At 52.5% G+C, this 22740-nt stretch carries 18 protein-coding genes; 2 read left to right on the top strand and 16 right to left on the bottom strand.

Features of this window, described 5'->3' with window-relative positions; all coding sequences use genetic code 11:
* Positions 1-5: 5 nt before the first annotated feature.
* Entirely contained in the window at positions 6-986 is a 981-nt protein-coding gene (locus RTK01_RS05545) for a methyl-accepting chemotaxis protein (protein WP_312280013.1), read from the bottom strand.
* Positions 987-1050: 64 nt separating this feature from the next.
* Between RTK01_RS05545 and RTK01_RS05540 the strand changes: the two genes are divergently transcribed.
* Complete coding sequence (locus RTK01_RS05540) at positions 1051-1221, top strand: hypothetical protein (RefSeq protein ID WP_312280012.1); 171 nt, start codon at positions 1051-1053, stop codon at positions 1219-1221.
* Positions 1222-1815: 594 nt separating this feature from the next.
* Here RTK01_RS05540 and RTK01_RS05535 read toward each other — a convergent pair.
* The 5 genes from RTK01_RS05535 to iorA all read right to left on the bottom strand — a co-directional run bounded on the left by RTK01_RS05535 (position 1816) and on the right by iorA (position 8413).
* Positions 1816-3816, bottom strand: coding sequence for an FAD-dependent oxidoreductase (locus RTK01_RS05535; protein WP_312280023.1), 2001 nt, complete (start codon positions 3814-3816; stop codon positions 1816-1818).
* Positions 3817-3998: 182 nt separating this feature from the next.
* A complete protein-coding gene (gene buk, locus RTK01_RS05530; RefSeq protein ID WP_312280011.1) occupies positions 3999-5081 on the bottom strand; it encodes a butyrate kinase in 1083 nt (360 codons plus the stop codon).
* Positions 5082-5090: 9 nt separating this feature from the next.
* A complete protein-coding gene (locus RTK01_RS05525; RefSeq protein WP_312280010.1) occupies positions 5091-5999 on the bottom strand; it encodes a phosphate acyltransferase in 909 nt (302 codons plus the stop codon).
* Positions 6000-6075: 76 nt separating this feature from the next.
* Positions 6076-6654, bottom strand: a complete 579-nt coding sequence (locus RTK01_RS05520; RefSeq protein WP_312280009.1) for an indolepyruvate oxidoreductase subunit beta — start codon at positions 6652-6654, stop codon at positions 6076-6078.
* 1 nt (position 6655) lies between these two features.
* The gene (gene iorA, locus RTK01_RS05515) at positions 6656-8413 is read right to left on the bottom strand and encodes an indolepyruvate ferredoxin oxidoreductase subunit alpha (RefSeq protein WP_312280008.1); all 1758 of its coding nucleotides are present in this window, start codon (positions 8411-8413) and stop codon (positions 6656-6658) included.
* A 240-nt stretch (positions 8414-8653) separates the two neighbouring features.
* Between iorA and RTK01_RS05510 the strand changes: the two genes are divergently transcribed.
* The gene (locus tag RTK01_RS05510) at positions 8654-9310 is read left to right on the top strand and encodes a GntR family transcriptional regulator (RefSeq protein ID WP_312280007.1); all 657 of its coding nucleotides are present in this window, start codon (positions 8654-8656) and stop codon (positions 9308-9310) included.
* Positions 9311-9673: 363 nt separating this feature from the next.
* On the opposite strand, the gene RTK01_RS05505 is transcribed toward RTK01_RS05510, so the two are convergent.
* The 10 genes from RTK01_RS05505 to RTK01_RS05460 form a co-directional block, all read right to left on the bottom strand.
* Complete coding sequence (locus RTK01_RS05505) at positions 9674-11116, bottom strand: DASS family sodium-coupled anion symporter (RefSeq protein WP_312280006.1); 1443 nt, start codon at positions 11114-11116, stop codon at positions 9674-9676.
* 336 nt (positions 11117-11452) lie between these two features.
* Positions 11453-13423, bottom strand: coding sequence for a sigma 54-interacting transcriptional regulator (locus tag RTK01_RS05500; RefSeq protein ID WP_312280005.1), 1971 nt, complete (start codon positions 13421-13423; stop codon positions 11453-11455).
* A gap of 164 nt (positions 13424-13587) precedes the next feature.
* The gene (locus RTK01_RS05495; protein ID WP_312280004.1) at positions 13588-14502 is read right to left on the bottom strand and encodes a hydroxymethylglutaryl-CoA lyase; all 915 of its coding nucleotides are present in this window, start codon (positions 14500-14502) and stop codon (positions 13588-13590) included.
* A gap of 42 nt (positions 14503-14544) precedes the next feature.
* The gene (locus RTK01_RS05490) at positions 14545-15744 is read right to left on the bottom strand and encodes a CoA transferase (RefSeq protein ID WP_312280003.1); all 1200 of its coding nucleotides are present in this window, start codon (positions 15742-15744) and stop codon (positions 14545-14547) included.
* Between the two features lie 230 nt (positions 15745-15974).
* Entirely contained in the window at positions 15975-17174 is a 1200-nt protein-coding gene (megL, locus tag RTK01_RS05485) for a methionine gamma-lyase (protein ID WP_312280022.1), read from the bottom strand.
* Positions 17175-17218: 44 nt separating this feature from the next.
* Entirely contained in the window at positions 17219-18400 is a 1182-nt protein-coding gene (locus RTK01_RS05480; protein WP_312280002.1) for an iron-containing alcohol dehydrogenase, read from the bottom strand.
* 12 nt (positions 18401-18412) lie between these two features.
* Positions 18413-19078: an L-fuculose-phosphate aldolase gene (locus tag RTK01_RS05475; protein WP_312280001.1), complete on the bottom strand. Its 666-nt coding sequence runs from the start codon at positions 19076-19078 to the stop codon at positions 18413-18415.
* Between the two features lie 39 nt (positions 19079-19117).
* Positions 19118-20551, bottom strand: coding sequence for an FGGY family carbohydrate kinase (locus RTK01_RS05470; RefSeq protein WP_312280000.1), 1434 nt, complete (start codon positions 20549-20551; stop codon positions 19118-19120).
* Between the two features lie 22 nt (positions 20552-20573).
* Positions 20574-21563 carry a 2-hydroxyacid dehydrogenase gene (locus RTK01_RS05465; RefSeq protein WP_312279999.1) on the bottom strand — a complete coding sequence of 330 codons (990 nt, stop codon included), beginning with the start codon at positions 21561-21563 and terminating at the stop codon, positions 20574-20576.
* Positions 21564-21584: 21 nt separating this feature from the next.
* Positions 21585-22637, bottom strand: a complete 1053-nt coding sequence (locus RTK01_RS05460) for an S-methyl-5-thioribose-1-phosphate isomerase (protein ID WP_312279998.1) — start codon at positions 22635-22637, stop codon at positions 21585-21587.
* Positions 22638-22740 lie beyond the last annotated feature (103 nt).

The following is a 22740-nucleotide window of genomic DNA, read 5'->3' as shown; positions in this document are numbered from 1 at the left end:
ATGATTTATAATTTAAATGCACCAACACTTTCTTTTAAGCAAGCTGCCTGCCCGGACAACTCTTCGCTGGCCGCGGCACTCTCCTCGGAGACCGCTGCGTTATTTTGTGCTATTTGTGAAATGTTTGAAATCTCATTGTTGACTTGTTCAACTGCGGTTGCCTGTGTGTCAGATGCCGACGCTATTGACGCAATAAAACTCGTAACTTGCACAACCCCTGCGGCTATTTTCTCCAATGAGGCGGCTGTTTCTTTTGCGGTCTTAATCCCTTGCTTAACTTTTTGAATGGAATTTTCGATCAGTTCGGTCGTTTCTTTAGCTGCTTCGGAAGACTTGCCAGCAAGATTTTTTACTTCTTCTGCGACAACAGCAAATCCCTTACCACTTTGGCCTGCACGGGCGGCTTCTACGGCGGCATTTAACGCCAGAATATTTGTCTGAAACGCAATATCTTCAATTACTTTAATAATTTCACCAATGCTGTCTGATGATTGACTAATGTCGTCCATGGCTTTCAACATGTTTGCCATTTGCGTATTTCCAATTTCAGCATCACTTTTTATAGTTTGGGTAAGTCCGTTAGCTGCCTGTGCATTTTGTGCGTTTTGTATGGATTGTGAGGTAATCTCTTTTAGTGTGGACGTCAGTTTTTCAATAGACTCAGCCTGCCTAGACGATCCCTGCGAAAGCGAGGTGCTTGAATTAGCAACAAGCTTTGCTCCAGAGTCCACTTGATCAGCAGCTGAAACAATGGAAGCAGCAAGCGTGTGAAATTTTTCAACCAATTCAGAAAGAGCTTTACCCAGTACATCGTCGTCTGAATTGACGATTATGTCAGTAGTTAAATCGCCATTTGCAATTGCCCGTGTCCCTTTCGCTTGCTTAATCATATTTACGGCAATCTTACTGTTTGAAGTTGCAAGCAATCCGATTTCGTCTTTTCTAAATTTCAGAGCCTTCGCATTTTCGTCTAATACTTTTCCCATATTAATGTCGCCCACAGCCAACAACTCGCCGGAGGCGACAAACGTATGGATTGGGGGACAGATAATGCTGGATATGCATTTGTACAAGAAAAAAGAAGCTATGTATGATATGGTGATTGCAGAAACCACTATCAAAATTGGTACTGAAACGGAGCTGCTTTGGCCTGCGCTAAAAAGCAGGCAGGCAATTCCGATTAGTCCAATCACAGCTCCAAAAGTTGCTGTAATAAAATGACTGATCGCTAATTTTTTTGAAATGCTTTGGTCTTCAAACCATCTTACAATATGCCGTTTGTCGGATCGTACACCTTGTCTCACGGATATATTCAACTCTTTCCTTTTTTATCTATTGATTCATCGACCGGATATAAAATCTCAGGATATCAATATCTTCTTGCTTTCTCTAATTTTTCAGCTTTACAAGGGAAAGAACGTGATCTGATTAGGTTTCCAGCGTGCGTATGCGGTATGGAAGTACTCTTTACTTTAGGGGGTCAAAAGATGGTTGTAAAGAAGCAAATTTGAACAGCACGTGCCATTTTTGTGACACATAATACATTAGACTTAATAGTCTGGGCCCGCACATATTTGCGCGCTGCCATTGTAAGACCTTCAAAAAATGATTCTGACAACACAAAAGTAAAAGAATTCTTAGGCGGCTCACCTTGAGAAAATCCGCCCAAAATTGTAAACCTCCATTGATGCGACCAAACCTGGCAGGTTTATAAATTTTAGAAAATCGCTCCGAAGTCTGTCCGGAGCGATTTTCTAATTTATTCATAAAAGAGTTGCGCGCCTTTGCCTTTTACGGAAGGCGTTCGCTGTCAAATTAAATGTGATTTGCAACTTCAAAAGCATCCCAAATTGCACTGTGAATATTATGAAATTCCTTACAGTCACCGATAGCGTAAACCTCATCTGCATCCTGCATCTCTTCCAGCAGTTTTTTCTCTGAATTGAATCCAACTGCCAAAATGATCGTATCGGCTGTGAGTTCTATCTCAGTTTGCGTGTCAAGGTTTTTTACCAACAGGCCGTTCTCAGTGGATTTAACGGCAGATGTGCGGCACATCACGCTTGTTCCAAAGAAAGGCACCAGCCGTTTAAGCATCTCGCTGTTTGCGGAGCATAGGGGACCATTAACTGCAAGTAGTTTATCGAGGGATTCCACAATCGTAACCTGCTTTCTTAAGTCCTTTGTAAGCCACAATGCAAGTTCGCAGCCGACCATGCCGCCTCCAATCACAATTGCTCGCGCACCCACGTTAGAGCCGCCGCTGGCCAAAGCTTCCTTGGCGGTGATGATCTTTTGATGATTCCCCAGCGCAATCCGCTTTTCTGTGGCACCGGTGGCAATAATTACAATATCATAGTTCATTTTTTCAAGCGCTTCACGGGTCAACTCAGTCTCAAAATGAATTTCAACATTTAACTGCTGGAGCGTGTGTTCATACCAGCGGATCAGGGCCCGATCGTCCTCTTTAAAGGAGGGGACACCGGCTTCATTGAATGCGCCGCCGAGCTTTGCGGTTTTTTCAAAGAGGATTGGCTTATGCCCGCGAATGGCGAGGACTCTCGCTGCCTCGCAGCCGGCAATGCCGCCGCCGACAATTATGACTGTCTTTGCCTGCAAAACGGGATTATAGGCAAAGAACCGCTCTCTTGCACACTGCGGATTTACAGCACAATTAACCATGGAGTATTCCTGAATACGACCCATGCAGCCTTCCTGGCACGAAATGCAGGGGCGAATGTCTGCAAACTTTCCAGAGCGGATTTTATTGGGAAGATCCGGATCGGCCAACAGAGGTCGTCCCAGAGAGACCATGTCACAGGTGCCATCCTCAATGCATTGCGCCGCCATATCAGGATCGTCCATGCGTCCAGCACACAAAACGGGAACATCCACAATCTGTTTGACAATCTTTGCATATGGACGATATAAGCCCTTTTCCTGATACATAGGGGGATGATTCCACCACCAGGAGTCATACGTGCCAACATCCACGTCCAAAGCATCGTATCCGTATTTGACCAATAACTTTGCGGCAAGTTTTCCTTCTTCGATGTCGCGGCCTTTTTCTTCAAATTTCTCACCGGGAAGAGCCCCTTCCCGCCAGTCTTTAATCATACTCTTCAAGCTGTAACGGAGAATTACGGGGAAATCGCTGCCGCAGCGGGATTTAATCTCGTCCACAACTTCTTTGGCAAAGCGGAGCCGATTTTCAAGATTGCCGCCATACTCATCTGTGCGCAAGTTAAACATCGAAATGGCAAATTGGTCCATCAAGTAGCCTTCGTGCACGGCATGGATTTCCACCCCATCAAAACCCCCGCGTTTTGCATGATAGGCGCCATCGCCAAAAGACTTTACAATTGAATGAATTTCATCAATTGTAAGTGGACGGCATGTTTTGTCAAGCCAGCGATGAGGGATAGGAGAGGGCGCCACCGGATTAAATTCCCCCAAATTAGTTGGAATTGTCACTCGCCCAAAGCCCCCGGACATCTGAAGAAAGATCTTTGAACCGTATGCATGAACGCGCTCTGTCATTTCCTTCGAGGTCCGCGTAAAATGCACCGGGTTATAGGTGGAATTTGGACAGTTGGGCATGGATTGGTGCTCGACCTTGCAATCAGAAAAGGTCACTCCGGTAATGATCAGGCCAACTCCGCCTTGTGCACGTCTGGTATAGTAATCAATGCCACGCTGATTCCAACCGCCTTCTGAGTCGCTCAAGCCCAATGGCCCCATAGGAGCCATTGCAAAACGGTTCTTAATTTCAATTTTGCCCAATTTGATTGGTGTGAACAAAGCCTTGTACTTCATATTAATCATGTTGAAGTCCTTTCACAAATAAATATGGGTATGATCTTTCGTTACTTCTACGCAGCTAAATGGGTATCAACTGGACTTGAAAAGAATTCCGATTAAAAGTCTCCTTGCTAGTATTGGCTTGTTAGAATGCGGATACTCTCAAGATGTACGGAAGCATTGGTAATCGATCTTGTTTATAACTGTGAATTTTTTGCCCGGTGGAAGGTCCTAGCCGTCTCCTCCCCCCGCAAAACCCGCAGACCGCCCAGCGCCAGAGCTCTCATCTCATCCTCGCCAGGATAGATCACCACGGGGGCAAGGAACGACACATAGCGGGAAATCCCGTCTGTAACATACTTGGAATGCGCAATTCCGCCGGTCAGCAAAATTGCGTCCAGCTTTCCACAGACACCGGGGGCCAGCTTGCCAATGTTTTTTGCGATATTGAGGATCATCGCATCATAAATCAGCTTTGCGTGTTCGTCTCCAGAGGCAATTCGCTGTTCTACCAGTCTGCTGTCCGTGGTTCCCAGATGGGCCATCAGACCACCGCGGCTTTTGACCAGCTTCATCATATCCTTATAAGCCGTTCCCTCCTGAAAACAGGCGCGGATGACGTCGAACAGCGGCAGGCCTCCAGCGCGCTCGGGGGAGAACGGGCCCTCCTCGTCGTTGATGAAGTCCTCGATACTCCCCTCCCGGTGCAGGTTTACGGAAATGCCGCCGCCCAGATGTGCTACGATCACAGTGACATCCTTGTATGCCCGGCCTGTCTCCTCGGCATAATGCAGGGCGGCGGCCCGGGTATTCAGGTTGTGGCCCATGCCCTTGCGTTCCATAGAGGGCAGGCCGGTGATCCGGTTAATAGGTGTCAGCTCATCCACGGTGACTCCATCGTAAATATAGGAAGGAATTCCCAATGTATTTGCGATGTCAAACGCGATCATGGCGCCCACATTGGAGGCATGCTCGTTGCGGGGATGTTTTTTCAACTGCCAGACCATATCTTCATTGACGGCATAGGCCCCCGCCTGAATGGGGGGCAGCAATCCGCCACGGGAGACAATGGCCGTCAGGGATTTCAATGAGATTTCGTGCTGTTTCAGGTGCTCCAACACCAGGTCGCGGCGGAAGCCATACTGGTCGGCCACGCAGTCGAAGGGAGCAAGCTCTTCAGGTGAGTGAAGAATACTCTCCGTAAATACCGGGTTTTCCCCGTCAAAAACCGCCAGCTTGGTAGATGTAGAGCCGGGGTTCAAAATCAGCAGACGTTCCATAATGCCTCCTCACTGTTGTGCTGCCAGGGCACTGATGACGATGGAGAGATACTTTTCCTCCGCGGTAGCCCCGCGGCTGGTCATGACAATGGGGCACCTTGCGCCCACGATAAAGCCGGCCATGGTTGCTCCGCAGGTCACCGCCAGCATTTTGCCCATAATATTGCCGGCGTGGATGTTGGGCGCCCGAAGAATGTCGCAGTCGCCGGCGCAGGGACTTTTAAAGCCCTTGTGTTCGGCGATTTCTCTGGATACGGCGCAGTCATAGGAAATGGGACCTTCTACTATGCAGTCCGTAATTTCACCCCTCAGGTTCATCTGCTTAAGGGCGTCTGCGTCCACCGTTTCCGGCATTTTGGGGTTGAGTTTTTCGACACAGGTCACCACACCGACCTTGGGGCAGTCATAGCCCATGTCCCGCATGGTGTTGACGGTGTTTTCAATGATGCACTTTTTCTGTTCCAGCGTGGGATAGGTCACCATACCGCCGTCCACAGGGACCAGCAGCTTGTGATAGGATGGCACTTCAAAAATGGTGAAGTGGGACATGATGCCTCCCTTGCCCAGACCATGGTCCTTGTCCACCACGGCTTTGAGCAGTACAGAGGTGTCCAGCAGCCCCTTCATCAGAAAGTGTGCCGTGCCAGTGCGCACCAGCTCCACCGCCTTGCGGGCGGCCTGAATTGGGTCCGCTATATCATAAATATCTTCTGTGGGAATGCTCTGCCCCAGCGCGGAGAGGATCGAATCAATCGCCGCCTTGTCACCCACCAGTACGGGAATGGCAATGCCCTCTTCACGAGCCTTGAGCGCGGCCTGAATCGTGTGTTCATCACCTGCGGCGGCCACGGCCATGCGGGCCATATGGGGCTTGCTCTTTGCGGCAAGAATTAGCTCTTGAAAGGTTCTGTATACCATAGCTCCTCCTGTTTTAACAAAAAGGCGGCAGAAGCAGGGCTTTCCCCTCCCCTGCCGCTTTTGCAGATATTCTTTCTCAGGCGACGGCGGACATTCCAGCGGCCAGAGCTTTTTTGTTCAGCTCAACAAACTGGGGTTTCATGCATGCGGTCAGCGCTGCGTTCCAGTCCAGAGACTCCAAACCCATCCGTTTAATCAAGGCGCCCAGCAGCACGACGTTCATACTTTTGGAATTGCCCAGTTCCGCGGCGATTTGGGCCGCGTCCAGCACATAGGTCTTGGCCAGCTTTTGCAATCGCTGGATGGAATCGGCGGGATACTCCTCCTGACCGGAGAGGGTAGTGGCGGAAGGCATTTGATAATCGTTGACCACCACGCTGCCATCCTTTTTCAGACTGCCCAGATAGCGCAGGGCCTCCATGGACTCAAAGGAGACCACAATGTCGGCGCTGCCTTGGCCAATAATTGGAGAGTATACCTTTTCCCCATAGCGCACCTGGGTTACGACGCTGCCGCCGCGTTGGCTCATACCGTGGATTTCACTCATTTTCACATCATAGCCTGCGGCCACCAGGGCGGTGGAGAGAATTTTGCTGGCCAAAATCGTCCCCTGACCGCCAACACCACAGAGCAGAATGTTCTTTACTTCAGACATCTTACTTTACCTCCCGGGAAATGGCGTTTTTGGGGCAGACCTGTGTGCATATGTCACAGCCGACACATTGAGCGTGGTCGATGACGACCTTTTTGGTATCGGGGTGATATTCCAGTGCCGGGCAGCCGGTTCTGACACAGGCTTTGCAACCGATGCACTTGTCCGGATCCACCACATTGACGGACTTATAGTCGCCGAATTCCTCCTGGTCGGCCTGAGACAGCTTTTTCAGCACGCAGGGCCAGCGGGTGATCAGAACGGCGGGCTCTTCAAAGTCCATGCCCCACGCCAGTGCGGACTTGACCTCGTCCAGTTTCAGGGGGTTGATCGTCTTGATATGTTTCACACCCAGTGCCCGGGCCACATCCTCGATATTCGTGATGTTGGTGGGGTCTTCGGAGAGCGTGAAGCCGGAACCGGGGTTTTGCTGATGGCCAGTCATGCCTGTAATGCGATTATCCAGCACCACCAACAGGACGTTGGAACGGTTGTACACCGCCTCCAGCATGGAGGTCATTCCGGAGTGAAAAAAGGTGGAATCGCCCATCATGCCTACGCATCGCTTTCCGGAACCTTCCATATTAAATACCTTTTGGGCACCGTGAGCTACAGAGAAGCCGCCGCCCATGCAAATGGCAATATCTTTGGGGGCCAATCCGTAGCATCCGATATCGCTGACAAATACGGTGTTTTTTAGTTTGTGCAGCTCAAGGAAAAACCCGCGGTGCGGGCAGCCGGCGCACATGACAGGCGGGCGATTTGCCACCACGGAGGCATCATACTCAATGGACTCATGTACTTCGCCCAACAGAGCCTTGCGGAGGATGTCCGGGTTCAGCTCGCCCTCGTTGGGGATTTTATCCTTGCCGGTGCAAGGGATTCCCGCAGCACGGATTTCGGTTTCCATGATGGGTTCCAGCTCTTCGACGACGATCAGGTGTTCCACCTGAGCAGCAAATTCTCGAATTTTTTTGATGGGCAGAGGGAAGGTCAGACCCAGCTTCAAATAAGAGGCGTTGTCACCATAGACTTCTCTGGCGTACTGATAGGCGGCGCCGGCTGAAACGATACCCACCTTTTTGCTGCCCCAGATTACGGTGTTGAGGGGTGTGGTGTTGGCGTATTCCTCCAGCTTTCGAAGATTCTTCTCGACCTTGGAGTGCAGCTGCTTGGAAATCGCGGGGATAGGGTTGAACTTATCTTTTTTTACATAGGGAACAATGGGAACCTCCGTGCGTCCCTCACCCAGCTGTACCACGCTCTTGGAATGACAGATGCGGGTGGTCAGCCGCATCATAATGGGCATGTCCAACAGCTGGGACAGCTCCAGAGCCACCTTGACGAAGTCCTTGGCTTCTTGGGAGTCGGAAGGTTCAAGCATCCCAATCTTGGCGGCTCGGGCATAGTACCGGTTGTCCTGCTCGTCCTGCGAGGAGTGCAGACCGGGATCATCGGCGCTGATTACTATCAGACCACCGTTTACCCCGGTATAGGCGCTGGTGAACAGGGGGTCCGCAGCTACGTTCAGGCCTACATGCTTCATGGAAGCGATGGCCCGGCCGCCGGCAAAGGCGGCGCCGATCGCCGACTCCAGAGCCACCTTTTCATTGGGCGCCCATTCGGAGTAAATTTCTTTGTACTTCGTAATGTTTTCCAGGATTTCGGTACTGGGCGTGCCAGGATAAGCGGACGCGTAATGTACGCCTGCCTCCCAGGCACCACGGGCAATCGCTTCATTGCCGGTCAAAAGACACTTCAATGGAACTCCTCCTACGTGCAAAATGTTATAAAATATATCTTGCAAGATTTATTTTAGAATAGCACACACTTTGAAAATGTCAAGAATGAACCATTGAATTCTCATAATTCCACAAAAAAAATAAATTTTTTGTAAAATAGAAAATAATATACTTTTGCTTGCAATCCAACTTACCATCAAGTAAAATATTTTGCAAGAAGCTAAACGTTATTTAGATATCTTAATGAGAAGAGGACAAGTATGCCTTCAATTAAAAAAAGCTCTCTGGTGGATCAGGTCTATGAGACGCTGCGCGGCGACATCATCTCTTTGAAGCTTCCGCTGGGAAGCAGGCTGAATGTGAATGAGCTGCAAAAAGAACTTGGGGTCAGTTGTACCCCCATCAGGGAGGCCATCAATCGCCTTCAGTTGGAGGGTCTGATTATAAATGAGACAAATATCGGGGCTAGGGTGCTGGCTTTGGACGCCCACGATATTGAAGAAATTCAGCAATTGGCCATGACGCTGCACTGCGCTGCGATCCATCTTGCGATGGAACGGAGTGATCACGCCGGGCTTGCCGAAGAGGTTGAAAAATATCAAAAGGAGTATCTTCGAGCCAAAAGTGTGCAGAGCGAGGTTGCAGCAGTTAATCAGCTGGTGGGTGTTTTTTATCACCGTAGTGGGAATCGCCGTCTGGATAAGAGTATGATTTCTCTTCAAGGGCAGCAGCTGCTGCTGCGTTATATCTTTGCCTCTTGCCGGGAAGACTCAAGAAGCGAAGCGGACTTTGCACCACTTTTAGCGGCATTACACGACGCCGACGCCGATGCTGTTTGCTCGGTTTTGCAGGATTATACTGACAACTGCGCACCGGTTATCCTGAAATATGTCCGTGAGAGGGGAGGCGGATACTGAAATCTTTATTTTTATGCCAGTCAGGCACAGTAATACAGATTTAAGTGGACTACGCGCATGCATATCAGCGAAAGATTATGCCAGTGTTGGTAGTTTCGATGCACAGGCGCTATTGTTTGTTCATATGCCTGTTCTACCATACATTACTAATTTTTACCATTGTGCGATGAATTTTTTGGCCTTCGTTAGCTTTAATATTTTTACTTCTGACAGAATATCTGCAAAAGCAGAAAAAACGATATGGATATATTCCGCCCTCTAAAAGATGAGTGCACCAGTCCTCAATATGGACGTAATCAGCCTATAAAATGCAGACCTCCGCGCAATCTGCGCGGAGGTCTGCATTGTTTCGGTAAATAAAAATCAAACGCCGATTTTAAAAACAGCCATCGTTATAAAGTACAGCACCAACGGGAACACGGCAAGGCAGATCAGCTTCAGGCCGAGGCCGCACTTAATCAAATCCTTCATTTCAATCTCTCCGGTTCCATAGGCAATGGCGTTGGGGGGCGTGGCGGGAGGCAGCATAAAGGCAAAGTTACAGGCCAGCATACAGCCCAGCATCATGGCCAGTGGGCTGACGCCAATGGCAGTTCCCACAGAGGCAAGCACCGGCAGGAACGCCGCCACCACCACGGCGTTGGTAGTCAGCTCGGTCAACAGCGCGGTGACAATTCCCACGATGATAACGATGACAACAGAGTTAAGCCCGGCGAGACTTGTCAGCTTGCCCGCGATCCATGCGGCAACACCTGCGTCCTTAAAGGCGTTGCCCATCACCATGGAGCCGCCCAGCAGAATTACCGCAGACCACGGAATTTCGCTCATGCCGGTTTTCATATCCATGACATACTCGCCTTCCTTGTAGTTCAGAGGAACAACCAACGTCAGGAAGGCGCCCAGCATGGCAACCGTTTCGTCCGTTGCAAAGGGGAAAAACTGGCCCCAGAGATTGGAGCGGGTGACCCATAAAAAGACGCACAGTAAGAAAATGGCGGCAGTGTATTTCTCTCCATCGGACCAGGAGCCCAATTCCTTGTACTGCTGATGGGCGATGGCAATATCCATATTGGGCATTTTGTCAACCTTAAAAAACTTGACCATGTACAGCCAGAACAGGGGAATTAAAATCAGTGTGAAGGGGAGGCCGATTTTCAGCCAGTCGGTAAAACCGATGGTCAAGCCGATTGTCTCCTGAATCAAGCCAATTCCCGTGGGATTGGTGGTGGTTCCAATGACGGTAGCCATTCCTCCCAGCGTGGCGGCATAGGGAATAGAGAGAATCAGCGCTTTTTTCAAGCCCTTTGCATTATCGCCCAGAGTCTTTGCAATTGCCAAAGCCACAGGCAGCATCATCACGGTGGCCGTGGTGTTGGACATCCACATGGACACAAAGCCCACGGCGATAATAAAGCCCAAAACCATGGTGGTAGGCTTCTTGCCAATTTTACTGACGATGCCCAGCGCAATCCTTTTATGTAAGCCGTGCTTTACCATGGCGCCGGACAGGAACCCTACGCCCACCAGCAGATAGCAGGTCTGATATGCATAGTGCTTAAACAGTTCAATGTCATTCTGGCCCTTTGCGCCGGTAATACCCAGAAGCGGGAACAGAATCAGAGGCAGCAGGGCGGTAAACGAAATCGGCATGGCTTCGGTCATCCAAAAAATAACCATCAATACAGTGACGGCCAAAACACGCTGTCCTACAAGGGTCAGTCCCTTCGGGGTTGGCATGAAGGCCAGCAGCAGCATGACCAGCAAACCCACGATGAAACCGATTTTTCTGACTTTAAATTTACCCATGTAATCTCCTCCTTAATTTCCTCGCGGCCCGGCATACACACTTGCGGGCCGCTTGCCTGATTTGCGGAGCAAAGCTTCATCAACATAAGAGCAAGCAACATTTATGCCAAGTACGGGACATATCCGAGATTATTTAGCGCCGTGCTTTTCGCCAGTATTGAGTGATGGAATTTGCCATATACTCTAATTTTAATGGTCGCTGTTTTCTTTTAAAGAGAAGGGAGAGGATTATAAGCCGAAAAACCGCCGACACACTGTGTCGGCGGTCCGAATGTTGCGCCCGTGTTGCAGAGCTTATTGTTACATGGTGTTTGACATGAAACGATAAGGGAACAGCTACCGGGAAAGTCCAAACTTTTTCATCTTGCGCCACAGCGTCTGACGGCTACAGCCCAGACTGCGGGCGGCTTCCTCCACGGAGTTGGGAAATGCCGTCAAAGCGGCGGCAATGGCCTGACGTTCATGCTCGTCGTTTTTGCCTGGGCCCGGCTGAGCGGCGGGCGCCAAGCTGCGCCGCCTCATCATTTCCGTCATAATATCAAAAGTTTCCGCCCGGTTTTTCAGCAGGATATAAACGCGCTCTGCAAAGTTCTGTAATTCGCGGATATTGCCATACCAGTCATACTGTCCGACCTGATGCAGTATTTCCAGAAAACGCTTGTGCAACTCCGAAGCTGTGCTGCCAGAAAGCTTCTTGAAAAAATGCAGTCCCAGAATTTCCACATCCCGGCCCCGTTCTCGCAGGGGCGGAATTTCCAAATCCAGCACATTGAGCCGGTAATACAAGTCCTCCCGAAAGCGCTTCTTCAAGATTTCCTCAATTAAATCCCGGTTTGTGGCTGTGATGACCCTCACATCCACCGGAATGACCCGAGATCCTCCCACCCGGCGGATTTCCTTTTCCTGAAGAACACGCAGCAATGCCACCTGTGTTTCTACGGAAATTTCACCGATTTCATCCAAAAAGATTGTGCCGCCGTGAGCCAGCTCAAACAGGCCTTCCCGCCCGCCCCGGGAAGCGCCGGTAAACGCGCCCTCCTCATAGCCGAACAGCTCACTCTCCAGCAGATTGTTGGCCACTGCCGCGCAGTTCAAAGCCACGAAGGGACCATTGCGGCGAGAGCTGCCGCTGTGGATACTCTGGGCGAATAACTCCTTACCCACCCCGGTTTCCCCATGAATCAGCACGGCAGCCGAGGACATGGCATAGCTTTTGGCAATCTGAATCGTGCTGAGAATGGCCGGGGAAGCTCCCAGAATATCGGCGAAGGCGTACTTTGCCACCAACCCCTTTTCGTGCAGCTTCAGGCGGATTTTCTGCTCCGTGGTCTGAAGCTGGCGAATGTCCTGAAACGTGGCCACAACGCCGCGCACGTCGCTGTCCACCAAAATCGGCAAACGGTTGGTATTGGTCAAGGTCTTGCCGAACTGCATAATCTGGTTGGTTTGAGGACGGCCCGTACGCAATACCTCCGGCAGCTTGGTGTTGGGCAGGACCTCTTCGATGGGATGGCCCAGCAATTCCAAAGCGCTTTTTCCGATAATCCGTTCTGCCACAGGGTTGACCACCTGAACGGTTCCCTGCTCGTTCACGGAGATGATGGCGTCGTGGGTGGCGTTCAGCACTGCCTGATACATTTCCATCCGGGTTTTGAGTTGGCGCTGCTTCACCGCTTCCTCCCGTTGAATGGCGCGAATCTGAAGGGCGACATCTAAGGCGTTGACAATGGATTCGCTGGAGTTTTCCAAAATGGCATGGGGCAAGCCGCCAGCAGCGGCGGCCACCGAGGTCCATGCCCCACCGATTCCATAGGTTGCGTCGTCGGCCATGGCGGCGGTTACAGCGTCATAGCTATCCTCCGGGCTGGTAAAGGTATAGTTTTTGGCGCGGATGTGAAGCATTTCGCACATGAGCATCACCTCATCGCTCAGCGCGCCATAGGAAAAGAAGGCAATTAAACCGCTGCCCACCTGCCGTTCCAAAATCATTTTCATATAGTCCGTCAGGGTGTTGTTCAGCCCAACCACCTGAATCTCCAAGGCGTTCTCCACAACCTGCTGGGTCCCCTTCCGGGAGAGAAACAGCTTCGCTCCCCGCTGCTGCAACGACAAAACCAAATGCACAATATCCTCCGGGGAAGCCACGCTATCCGGCCCGTCCCTGGTCCCGTTGCAGACAAACACATCAATTGGGTTTCCCCTTTTTTCAATAATGTCGCGGGCTTTTCGGGCCAATTGTTCCGTAGGTGCAATCATGCAGATCTCCTGAACGGCTTCGGCGTTGGGAGAATCAAATAATGGTTGCATTGTTTCGCCTCCACGTTTCATAATTGAAACTACTATAACACAGCGCGCCAATTCAGTCGATTTCTTCTCGTGAGATTTGTGCAGGACGAACGAAGCCGCGTGGTTCCGCTCGTCCTGCACGAAAGAGGGGGCAAAGTAGAGAGAGCAAATTCAGAAGTCAGTGCTTAAACGCAAGGCGACTTTTTATATAAACCGGCCATGTGGCTGACGATGGGAGCGTGGACTCCCTCCCGAATCAGCATGACGGCTTCGTTCAAAGCGTCGGCGTTCACACCGGTTTCCACGCCCATTTCCGTGAGCATATTCAGCACGTCCTCAGAGGCCACATTCCCCGCCGCGCCGGGCGCAAAGGGACAGCCGCCCAAACCGGCGGCGGCGGATTCAAACTTGTGCAGGCCCAACTGCATGGCGGCCAGCGTGTTGGCCAGAGCCAGTCCTCGGGTATCATGGAGGTGCATAATAAATTTGTCGGGGCCGTAGGCATGCACCAGAGCAGTCATCAGGGCGGAAACACGGACAGGGTTGGCCATGCCCACGGTGTCCGCAATCATCACTTCTTCGCACCCCAGCTCAAACCCGAACCTGGCCATCTCCAGTACCCGCTCCGTGCGAATTTCTTCCCCGAAGGGGCAGCCAAGGGCCGTGGCCAGAGACAGGCGGAACCGCACCTTGTCACCATACCGGCCGATCAGCGCCTTGAACTCATCCATGGACTCTTCGGGGGTGCGCTTCACATTAGCCATGTTATGCTTCTCGCTGACGCTAATGACATAGGTCAGCTCGTCAATCCCGCAGGCAACCGCCGTTTCCACGCCTCGGGCGTTGGGTACCAGCGCGGCGGTTTTTACGCCGCTGGATTTCAGCACATCTCGCGTGGAAGCCACGACCTCCACCGCGTCGGCCATCTGCGGGATGGCCTTGGGGCTGACAAAGGAACAAATCTCTATCCGCTGATATCCGGCGGTGGCCAGTTGCTTAATCACCGCGACCTTGGTGTCAAAGGGAATCAGATCATGAATATTCTGAAAGCCGTCCCGCGGGCAGACTTCAATCATTTCTACAAATTTAGGAAGATTCATTGCAAAGCTCCTTTCATCACAAGCAGTCTTTTCACAGGTCTGTTAAACAACGCCCTTTTCCTTCAATCCCCGCAGACGGTCAGCGCTGATACCAAATACTTTTTCGTAAACGGCTTCGTTGTCCTGCCCCAGCGTGGGAGCCGGGGTGCGCAGCTTGGGCATGCTGTCCATCAGCTTAACCGGGTTTCCGTTGATGCGAAGATGGCCGGCCACGGGGTGCTCACAGTCAATGAACATTTCACGGACATTGGCAATGTGGTCGTTTTCCATCACGGCTTTAATGTCGTAAATGGGGGCGGCGGGAACGCCGACGGACAGGATCTGGTTCACTGCCTCTTCAATGGTGTAGTTGACAGACCACTCCTCGATTACGCTTTTCAGCTCCGCCTGCCGCTCCAGCCGCTTGGCCGGTTCGTTATAACGCTCGTCATCTACCAGCTCGGGATGGCCGATTACCTTGGTGCACAGCAGGGCAAACAGTTTGTCGTTGCCGCAGCCGATGACAAACTCGCCATCCTTGGCTTTAAAGGAGTCGTAGGGCGCGGCTGAAGGGTACCGGTTGCCCATGCGGGGCGGCTGCACACCGTTTGCCTGATAGCGCTGGGTATTCGTCTCCAAGAAGGAAACCAACCCATCTACCAACGATACATCCACACGCTGGCCCTTGCCTGTAAGCTGGCGGGCATTCAGCGCCGCCAGAATGCCGATGCAGGTGTTCAGGCCGCCCACCAGATCACCGATGGCACTGCCGGTGCGAATGGGGCCGCCACCGGACTCGCCTGTGAGACTCATGATACCGCTCATCGCCTGCGCAATGATGTCATAGCCGGGGCGGTCGTGCAGCGGCCCATAAAAGCCGAAGCCGGACACGGCTCCATATACAATGCGGGGGTTGACCTCTTTCAAAACGTCATAACCCAGCCCCAGCTTCTCCATTACGCCCGGACGGTAGTTTTCCACAACCACGTCGGCGTTTTTCACCATTTCCTTGAAAAGAGATTTGCCTTCGCCGTCTTTCAGGTTAAGCGTAACGCCTTTTTTGTTACGGTTAACGTTACAATAGTACAGGCTTTCTCCATTTTTGAAAGGCGGGAATTTGCGGGTATCGTCGCCCGATCCCGGAATTTCGATCTTAATGACCTCCGCGCCCAAATCCGCCAGATACATTGTGCAGTAAGGGCCCGCCAGAACGCGGGTCAGGTCAAGCACCCGGATATTGCGCAGTGCCAAATTGTTTTCCATAGTTGGATTTCCTCCTGTTAGATAATTGCCACAAGAAAGATTGATGAAGCCTTCCTCACTCTTTCTCTAGCAATTCTCATGCCGTTTTTTTCGACTGAAATTAAAAATCCATAAAAGTGAGGCCGTTTGTCAACAGGCTGAGGGGCAGGATAAAATCCTGCCCCTCAGCCTGTTGACAATTTTATATGATTAGAGTAGCCGCAAATCAGGTTGCGCGGGCTCCCTGCATTTTAAGAGACGAGAGTGTCGAGAACGCTCTTGAGATCGGCAATAATATCGTCGGGGTCTTCTAATCCAACAGAGATGCGGACCAACCCCTCGGAGATCCCGGCGACTGCCAGTTCCTCCGACGTATATGTTGAGTGGGTCATGGTTGCGGCATGTTCCACCAGCGTCTCGGCGTCGCCCAGAGACACCGCGATGGTGCACAGCCGCAGATTGTTGAGGGCATTGGCAACCTCCTCACGGCTGGCCTTGAGTTCAATGGACAGCATGCCGCCAAAGTCCTTCATCTGCTTCTTGGCGACCTCATAGCCTTTAAAATCGAGAAGGCCGGGATAGTAGACCTTGTCCACCGCGGGGTGACTGTGCAAAAACTCCGCCACCTTACGGGCGTTGGAGCAATGTCGCTCCATACGGATATCCAGCGTCTTGAGGCCGCGGGCGATCAAAAACGCGTCAAAAGGGCTCATCACCGCGCCGGTCATGTCTTTCAGACCAAAGGTCCGACACTGACCGATGAACTCCGCCGTACCGACAATGAAGCCCGCGATCACGTCCCCGTGGCCGTTGATATATTTGGTGGCGCTGTGGACCACCACATCTGCGCCAAGCTCCACCGGCCGCTGCAAATATGGAGAGCAAAAGGTATTGTCTACGATGACACGAATAGCGGGGTTGTACTTATGGGCAGCCTCGGCAATGGCCTGAATGTCCAGAATCTTCAATGTCGGGTTGCAGGGCGTCTCAAAATAGACGACCTTGGTTTTGGGCGTAAGATTCTCCTGGAAGTTCTCGAGATTTACCATATCAATAAACTTCGTATCCACGCCAAATCTGGTCATTCCGTGGCAGAGCAGGGAGAACGTGCAGCCATATAGTGTGTCGCTGGCCAGAATCTCGTCGCCCGCCACTACGCTCGTCCACAATGCTGCGGAGATAGCGCCCATGCCGGAAGCTGCGGCCAGCGCGGCCTCGCCGTTTTCCAAAGAGGCCAGCTTTTCCTCCACCTGCGTCAAAGAGGGATTGGAAAGGCGGGAATAGATGTAGCCCGGTTCCTCCCCGGCAAAGCGGGCACCGCCCTGCTGAACGGTCTCAAATTCAAACGTTGACGTCTGATAAATGGGTGTGCACAGTGCGCCGGATGCGTCTTTGATTTTCCCAACATGAATCTGGCGGGTTGCAAACCCCAGCTTTTGTTTGTTTTCCATCATACGCTTCCTTTCTCATATCCGCCGCAGCGGGTTACGGTTCTTTATTTCTCCCGACCTGCCGCCAACTCGTAAATATCGTAATGCGCCTGCTTGTCCAGCGCCACAAAGCCGCCCGTCTTCCCGTCACCGATGCGGTTCATTTCCACCAGTTCCGGAATGCTCTCGGGGTCTGCGCCAATCTGGGCAAAGGAAAGCGGCATCCCAATTGATTTGAGAAAAACTTTGAATGCCTCAATGCCCTCCAGTGCGGTGTTTAACGGATTTTCATAATCCATCTGACAGCCGAAGATGCGGGTTGCCATCTGCGCAAAGCGGGCTGGGTCATGATGATGGGCGCAGTAGGTCATCCAGGCAGGCATGACAACCGCAAGGCCCGCGCCGTGTGCGCAGTCGTACTTGGCAGATAGCACGTGCTCGAGATGGTGGCTGTTCCAGTCCTGCTGGCGGCCAACACCCATTACGTCATTGTGGCAGACCATGCCGGCCCACATGATGTTGGCCCGGGCCTCATAGTTGCTTGGGTCGGTCATTACGCGTCTGCCCTCGTGAAGCATGGTCAGCACCACACCCTCCAGCAGTCGGTCGGTGATTTCTACATCTCGTGTATTCGTAAAATACCGCTCAAACGCGTGGGCGATGATGTCTGTCACGCCGCAGGCTGTCTGATAGGATGGCAGACTTTCCGTCAGGGCAGGATTCAAGACGGAAAACTTCGGACGCAGGCAGTTTGCCTCCGCCGCGTTTTTCTCCAGCGTCTTTTCATTGGTGATAACAGAATCGGGAGAACCCTCGGAACCGGAGGCCGCAATCGTCAGCACGGTGCCGACAGGCAATGCGTTTTCGGGGGTCTTTCCGGTAAAGAAATCCCAAAAGTCACCGTCGTAGACGGCGCCCATGGCAATGGCCTTGGCGGTATCAATGACGCTGCCGCCGCCAATCGCCAGCAGGAAATCGATGTTCTTTCTTCGGCACAGCTCGATTCCCTCATAGACAAGCCTGCTGCGGGGATTGGGACGTACTCCGCCCAGTTCCTCCACATGCACGTCTGCCTCTTCAAGCGAAGACTTCACCCGATCCAGAAGACCCGACCGCTTTGCGGACTGTCCTCCGTAAACCACCAGACAGCGGCTGCCGCCGAACTTTTTCACGTAAAGGCCTGTTTCCCGTTCCCGTTCCTTTCCGAAGATAAAGTAAGTGGGGCTGTAAAAATCAAATGAATTCATACAAAGCGCTCCTTAATAACCGGTTTTCTTTCCCGGCGTCTGGCCGTAGGTCTTGAATTTTTCAAGCACCTTGGCCATCTTCTCCTTGCTGAGGATATTCGGCGTGCCAATGCACATGGCACGATACTGCAGTTCGGCGATGTATTCCATGTTGCAGGCGAGAGAATAGGCGCTTTGAATATTGCCGCCGCAAACCACCAGACCGTGGTTGGCCAACAAAACGGCGTTGCTGTCTCCGCAGACTTTAATAGCAGTCTCCGCCAGTTCCACAGTACCGAACGTCTGATACGGTGCGCAGAGCACGGTGTCCGTATTTGCGTCACCAATTACATAGTGTACGGCGCGCACAGGCTGCCCCAAAACGGCAAAGGTCGTGCAATACATAGAATGCGTGTGGACCACGGAGCGTGCCTCCGGCTTGTTCTTGTAAAAAACAGTGTGCAGCGCCCATTCGCTGGAGGGCTTGCGCACGCCGTCCACCACATGCGCGTCCAAATCCGTGATGACAACATCCTCGGGCTGCGTAGAAAAGTAATCCATACCGGACGGACTGATGGCCATGAGCCCTTTCTCAGCGTTATAAATACTGATATTTCCGCTGGTGCCGGTACTCAGGCGCGCCGCGCTCATCTTTTTTCCGTACTCGACGACCAGTTCTCTTTCTTCCTGCATTAACATGGGGGTCCTCCTGATTTCTGTAAGTATTACGTATGATGCTTAGTTTGCCTTGTTCCGATTTTCAAGCCACTCCGGGTAATATCGATGGATCAGCTGCCCTTCACGGGGACGATAGACGATTTTCGGCTGCTGTGTCAAAATATTTGCTTCTCCCATATAGTCGTTGCAGACCTGGGTCAACCCCTGAACAGTGGCCTGATTGAAGCCGGCGCGCAGGTGCAGCTCACAGCCGGTCAAATCACTGAGCATTTGGCACAGCGTCCGGGACTGAAAGCCGCCGCCGCAGCCCAATACGCAGTCGGAGCGATTGCCTGTCAGTGCGCGGAGATTGGTGTACTGCTCATAGATGGAGCAGGCAATGTCACCCAGCATCGACCACAGAAAATCGGTCCGATCCACTGCGGCATCCAGCGGGGAACGCATAAAAAACCCACCGCGTCGCAAGCCCCTGCGCTCATAGAACAGCAACGAAGAGAAAGAAGCCGTGCACCGGAAGGCTGTCTTCTTGGAATAAGCCTCCTCCAGTGCGTCATAATCCAAGTTCCCCGCCAGCATGGAGCAGATACGCTGATAATTCAGCCCTGTAACACCGGGGTTCATCTCAATCTGATAGGTCTGCCCGCCCAGATTGGCGTCGGTCCAGACACGCTGAAGCGGGTCATAGAATTTATCCTTCATCAGCGTGACCACAGGAGAGGTGGTACCGGAAACAATGGCAATGTCGCCCAAGCCAATGTCCGTCTGTCGAAGCGCGATCTGCGTGTCGGCGCCGCCGACTACAAAAACAGCGTCCTCCGTCATGCCCAGCAGTCTGCGGTACTTCGGCAGCACCGGGCCTGCCATCATCCCGGCAGGGCACAGCTCCGGCAAAATCGCCATGTCCAAGCCGTAGCAGCCGCACACCTTTTCCGACCACTCGCGTGTTCCAATGTCATAGAGCTGCGTTTCACAGGCCTGAGACGGCTCGATCACAATGCGTCCCGTAAATATCTGCGCAATCCACTCGCTAAGGCTGGTAATTTTATCAATCTTGCGGTACTGCTCCGGGTAGAGTTTTCGAAAGCCCAGCAGCTTTGCGGCGGCAAAGTCTTCGGTCACCCATTTGCCGGAAATGCGGTAAATTTCCTCCTGATCGGGCACCTCGCCCATATAGGCTCTGCCCCGGTTGTCGATGTTGGGCAGTCCGTAAAACGCCTTGCCGGACCGATCCAGCAGAACGATGCTCTGCCTTGCCCCGGCTGCGGAAACGGCGCTGACGTGAATTTCAGGGTGCGCGCCGCACAGCTCCCGGCATCCGCGAAGAATGACTTCTTCCCATTCCCCGGGCAGAAAATACTGCGCGTCCTCATACCGCTCGTCGCGATAGTAGGTATTGGTGAAAGAACGCATATCCATGATGGTTCCATCCGAGGAGGCAAGTGCCACGCGGGAATTTCCAGTTCCCAGATCCACCGCCAGATAATATCTGCTCATGATGTTCCTCCGTATCCGGCGGTCATTGTTTCAGTACTTCCCGGTTATAAATGACCGTCTCCAACTGCTCTCCGGCCATCCATTTGCAGATGCCGTCCACCAGAATATCGGACTGATGATCCGTCACCTCGTAGGTAGCTCCGCAGGTGTGCGGCGTGAGCAGCACATTGGGCAGCTTTCCGATGGACGCATCCTCCGGCGTGGGCGGTTCGCTGTCCAGTACGTCCAAAATCGCGCCGCCGATTTTCTCTTCCTCCAAAACGCTGCGCAGTGCCGTGTAATCCACCAGCGCGGAGCGGGCTGCGTTCACAAATAGCGCGTCCTTTTTCATAGACCGCAGCAGCGGTTCGGTGATCATGCCGCGGGTGGTGTCCAGCACCGGCAGATGCAGCGACACAATGTCGCTCTCGGAGAAAACCTCCTCCAGTGTGCGCTTGTGGTAATGCCCCTGATCGCCGGAGATAAACGGATCATAAAAGGAAATATCGCAGTCAAAGCCGTCGAGAATTTTGGCAACGACCCGGCTGATTCGGCCAAAGCCCACAAGCCCCACCTTTTTTCGTTGCAGTTCATTGCCCATCCAGAGATAATAGGGCGTTGTACCCGCGACCCACTTGCCATCTTCCACCCATTGAACGGAGGGGAGGAGCTTACGGTAAAATGCCAGAATTAGTCCCACCACCATCTCGGCAACCGCCTGCGTGTTGCGGCCCGGTGTGCACAGGATCGGCACACCGGCAGCAGTGCAGGCGTCCACTTGGATATTGGCGGGCGTTCCGCGGCAGTCCCCGATGAACTGTAGCTGGTCGTAGCCCTTGAGAACTTTCTCCGTCACGCGGTCCAACTCCGTAATCAGCGCATCGGGCTGTTCTTTTAGAAGATGCTCCAGTATTTCGTCCTCATAGTAGCGCTCGCCGGTTACGGTCCACGGCTCGTAGATCACCGTGTCAAACATTCTGCGCAGCTTGTCCAATCCCTCATCCGAAAACGGCGCTCTTACATACAGCTTCATGTTAAAACTTCCTTTGCCAGATTAATAAAACGCCTTGACCTGCCGGTCAAAGTAGTGGTTGAGCACATAGGGCGCGTAAACTCCCTGATCGGTGACGACACCGGAGATGAGGTGGGGCGGAACCACGTCGAAGGACGGGTAGATGGCCTTGACCTCCGGTACGGTATTGGGAATTCCACGATAGCTCAAAACCTGAGCCGGGTCCCGCAACTCAATCACGATGTCCTGCTTGCTCATCTTGTCCTGATCGGGAATGCCTGTAACAAAGTAAGGAATCCCGAAATATTTGGCCAGAATGGCAATCTGAAACGTGCCGATCTTGTTGGCGATATGCCCGTCCCGGGCAATGGTGTCCGCCGCAGAGGTAAAGAGGTCGATGCCCTCGTGCTGCATGGCGTAGGCCACCATATTGTCGGTGATGACGGTGGTATCAAATCCCATCTGGGCAAAGCAGCTGGAGGTCAGCCGCGCGCCCTGCAAATATGGCCGGGTCTCCGCGCAGAAGACACGGAAGGTTTTATTTTGCTTTCTGGCGGCTCGGATTACCGTTCCGATGATGGTTTCGCCGAAGCACTGGGTTAGAATAGTTCCGCCGGACGGAATCAAATCCGCCAGATGGTCGCCCACAATCTGCATAGTGGAGTAGCGGCGGTTCAGGGATTCCACCGTGGCTTCCACGATTTTTTCGATAGGGTCTTCTCCGCTTTCCAGTGCGTGGGCAGCAACGTCCGCGCAGTTGTTGGTAATAATGCCGTAGCGGTTGGCGGTCGTGGGACGTGCGTGGGCCAGATCATAGGCCGCCTGCTTCATAAAGGCTGCCTGCTCCGCCTTGCCCCTGTCCCGACACTCATAGGCCGCCAGAGCCATGCCCATGCCCACCGCGGTATAAGGCCCGGCGCTCTGGGTCACCATGTCCGCAATGGCCTGTACCACCTCGTGGTAGGTAACGCACTCCACAAAGCGGACTTCGGCGGGATAAATGCGCCGATCTAAAATTCTTACCCTGCCGGTTTCATACCATGCCACATGTTCGTATTGCAGCAAAAACGGCATGTTGTCATCACAGCGATGCATGATAAGCGCCCCTTATGCCAAAATCAGGCGGAACTGCTCGGTGAGCTCTGCGCCGGTGTGGAAAATCACCCGGTTTTTAATCAGAGCCACGCCCTGCTTGATG

Source organism: Oscillibacter sp., from assembly GCF_031978065.1.
Classification (GTDB): Bacteria; Bacillota; Clostridia; order Oscillospirales; family Oscillospiraceae; genus Oscillibacter.
The sequence above is the reverse complement of the archived record's forward strand: the minus strand, read 5'-3'. Positions and strand labels throughout refer to the sequence as shown.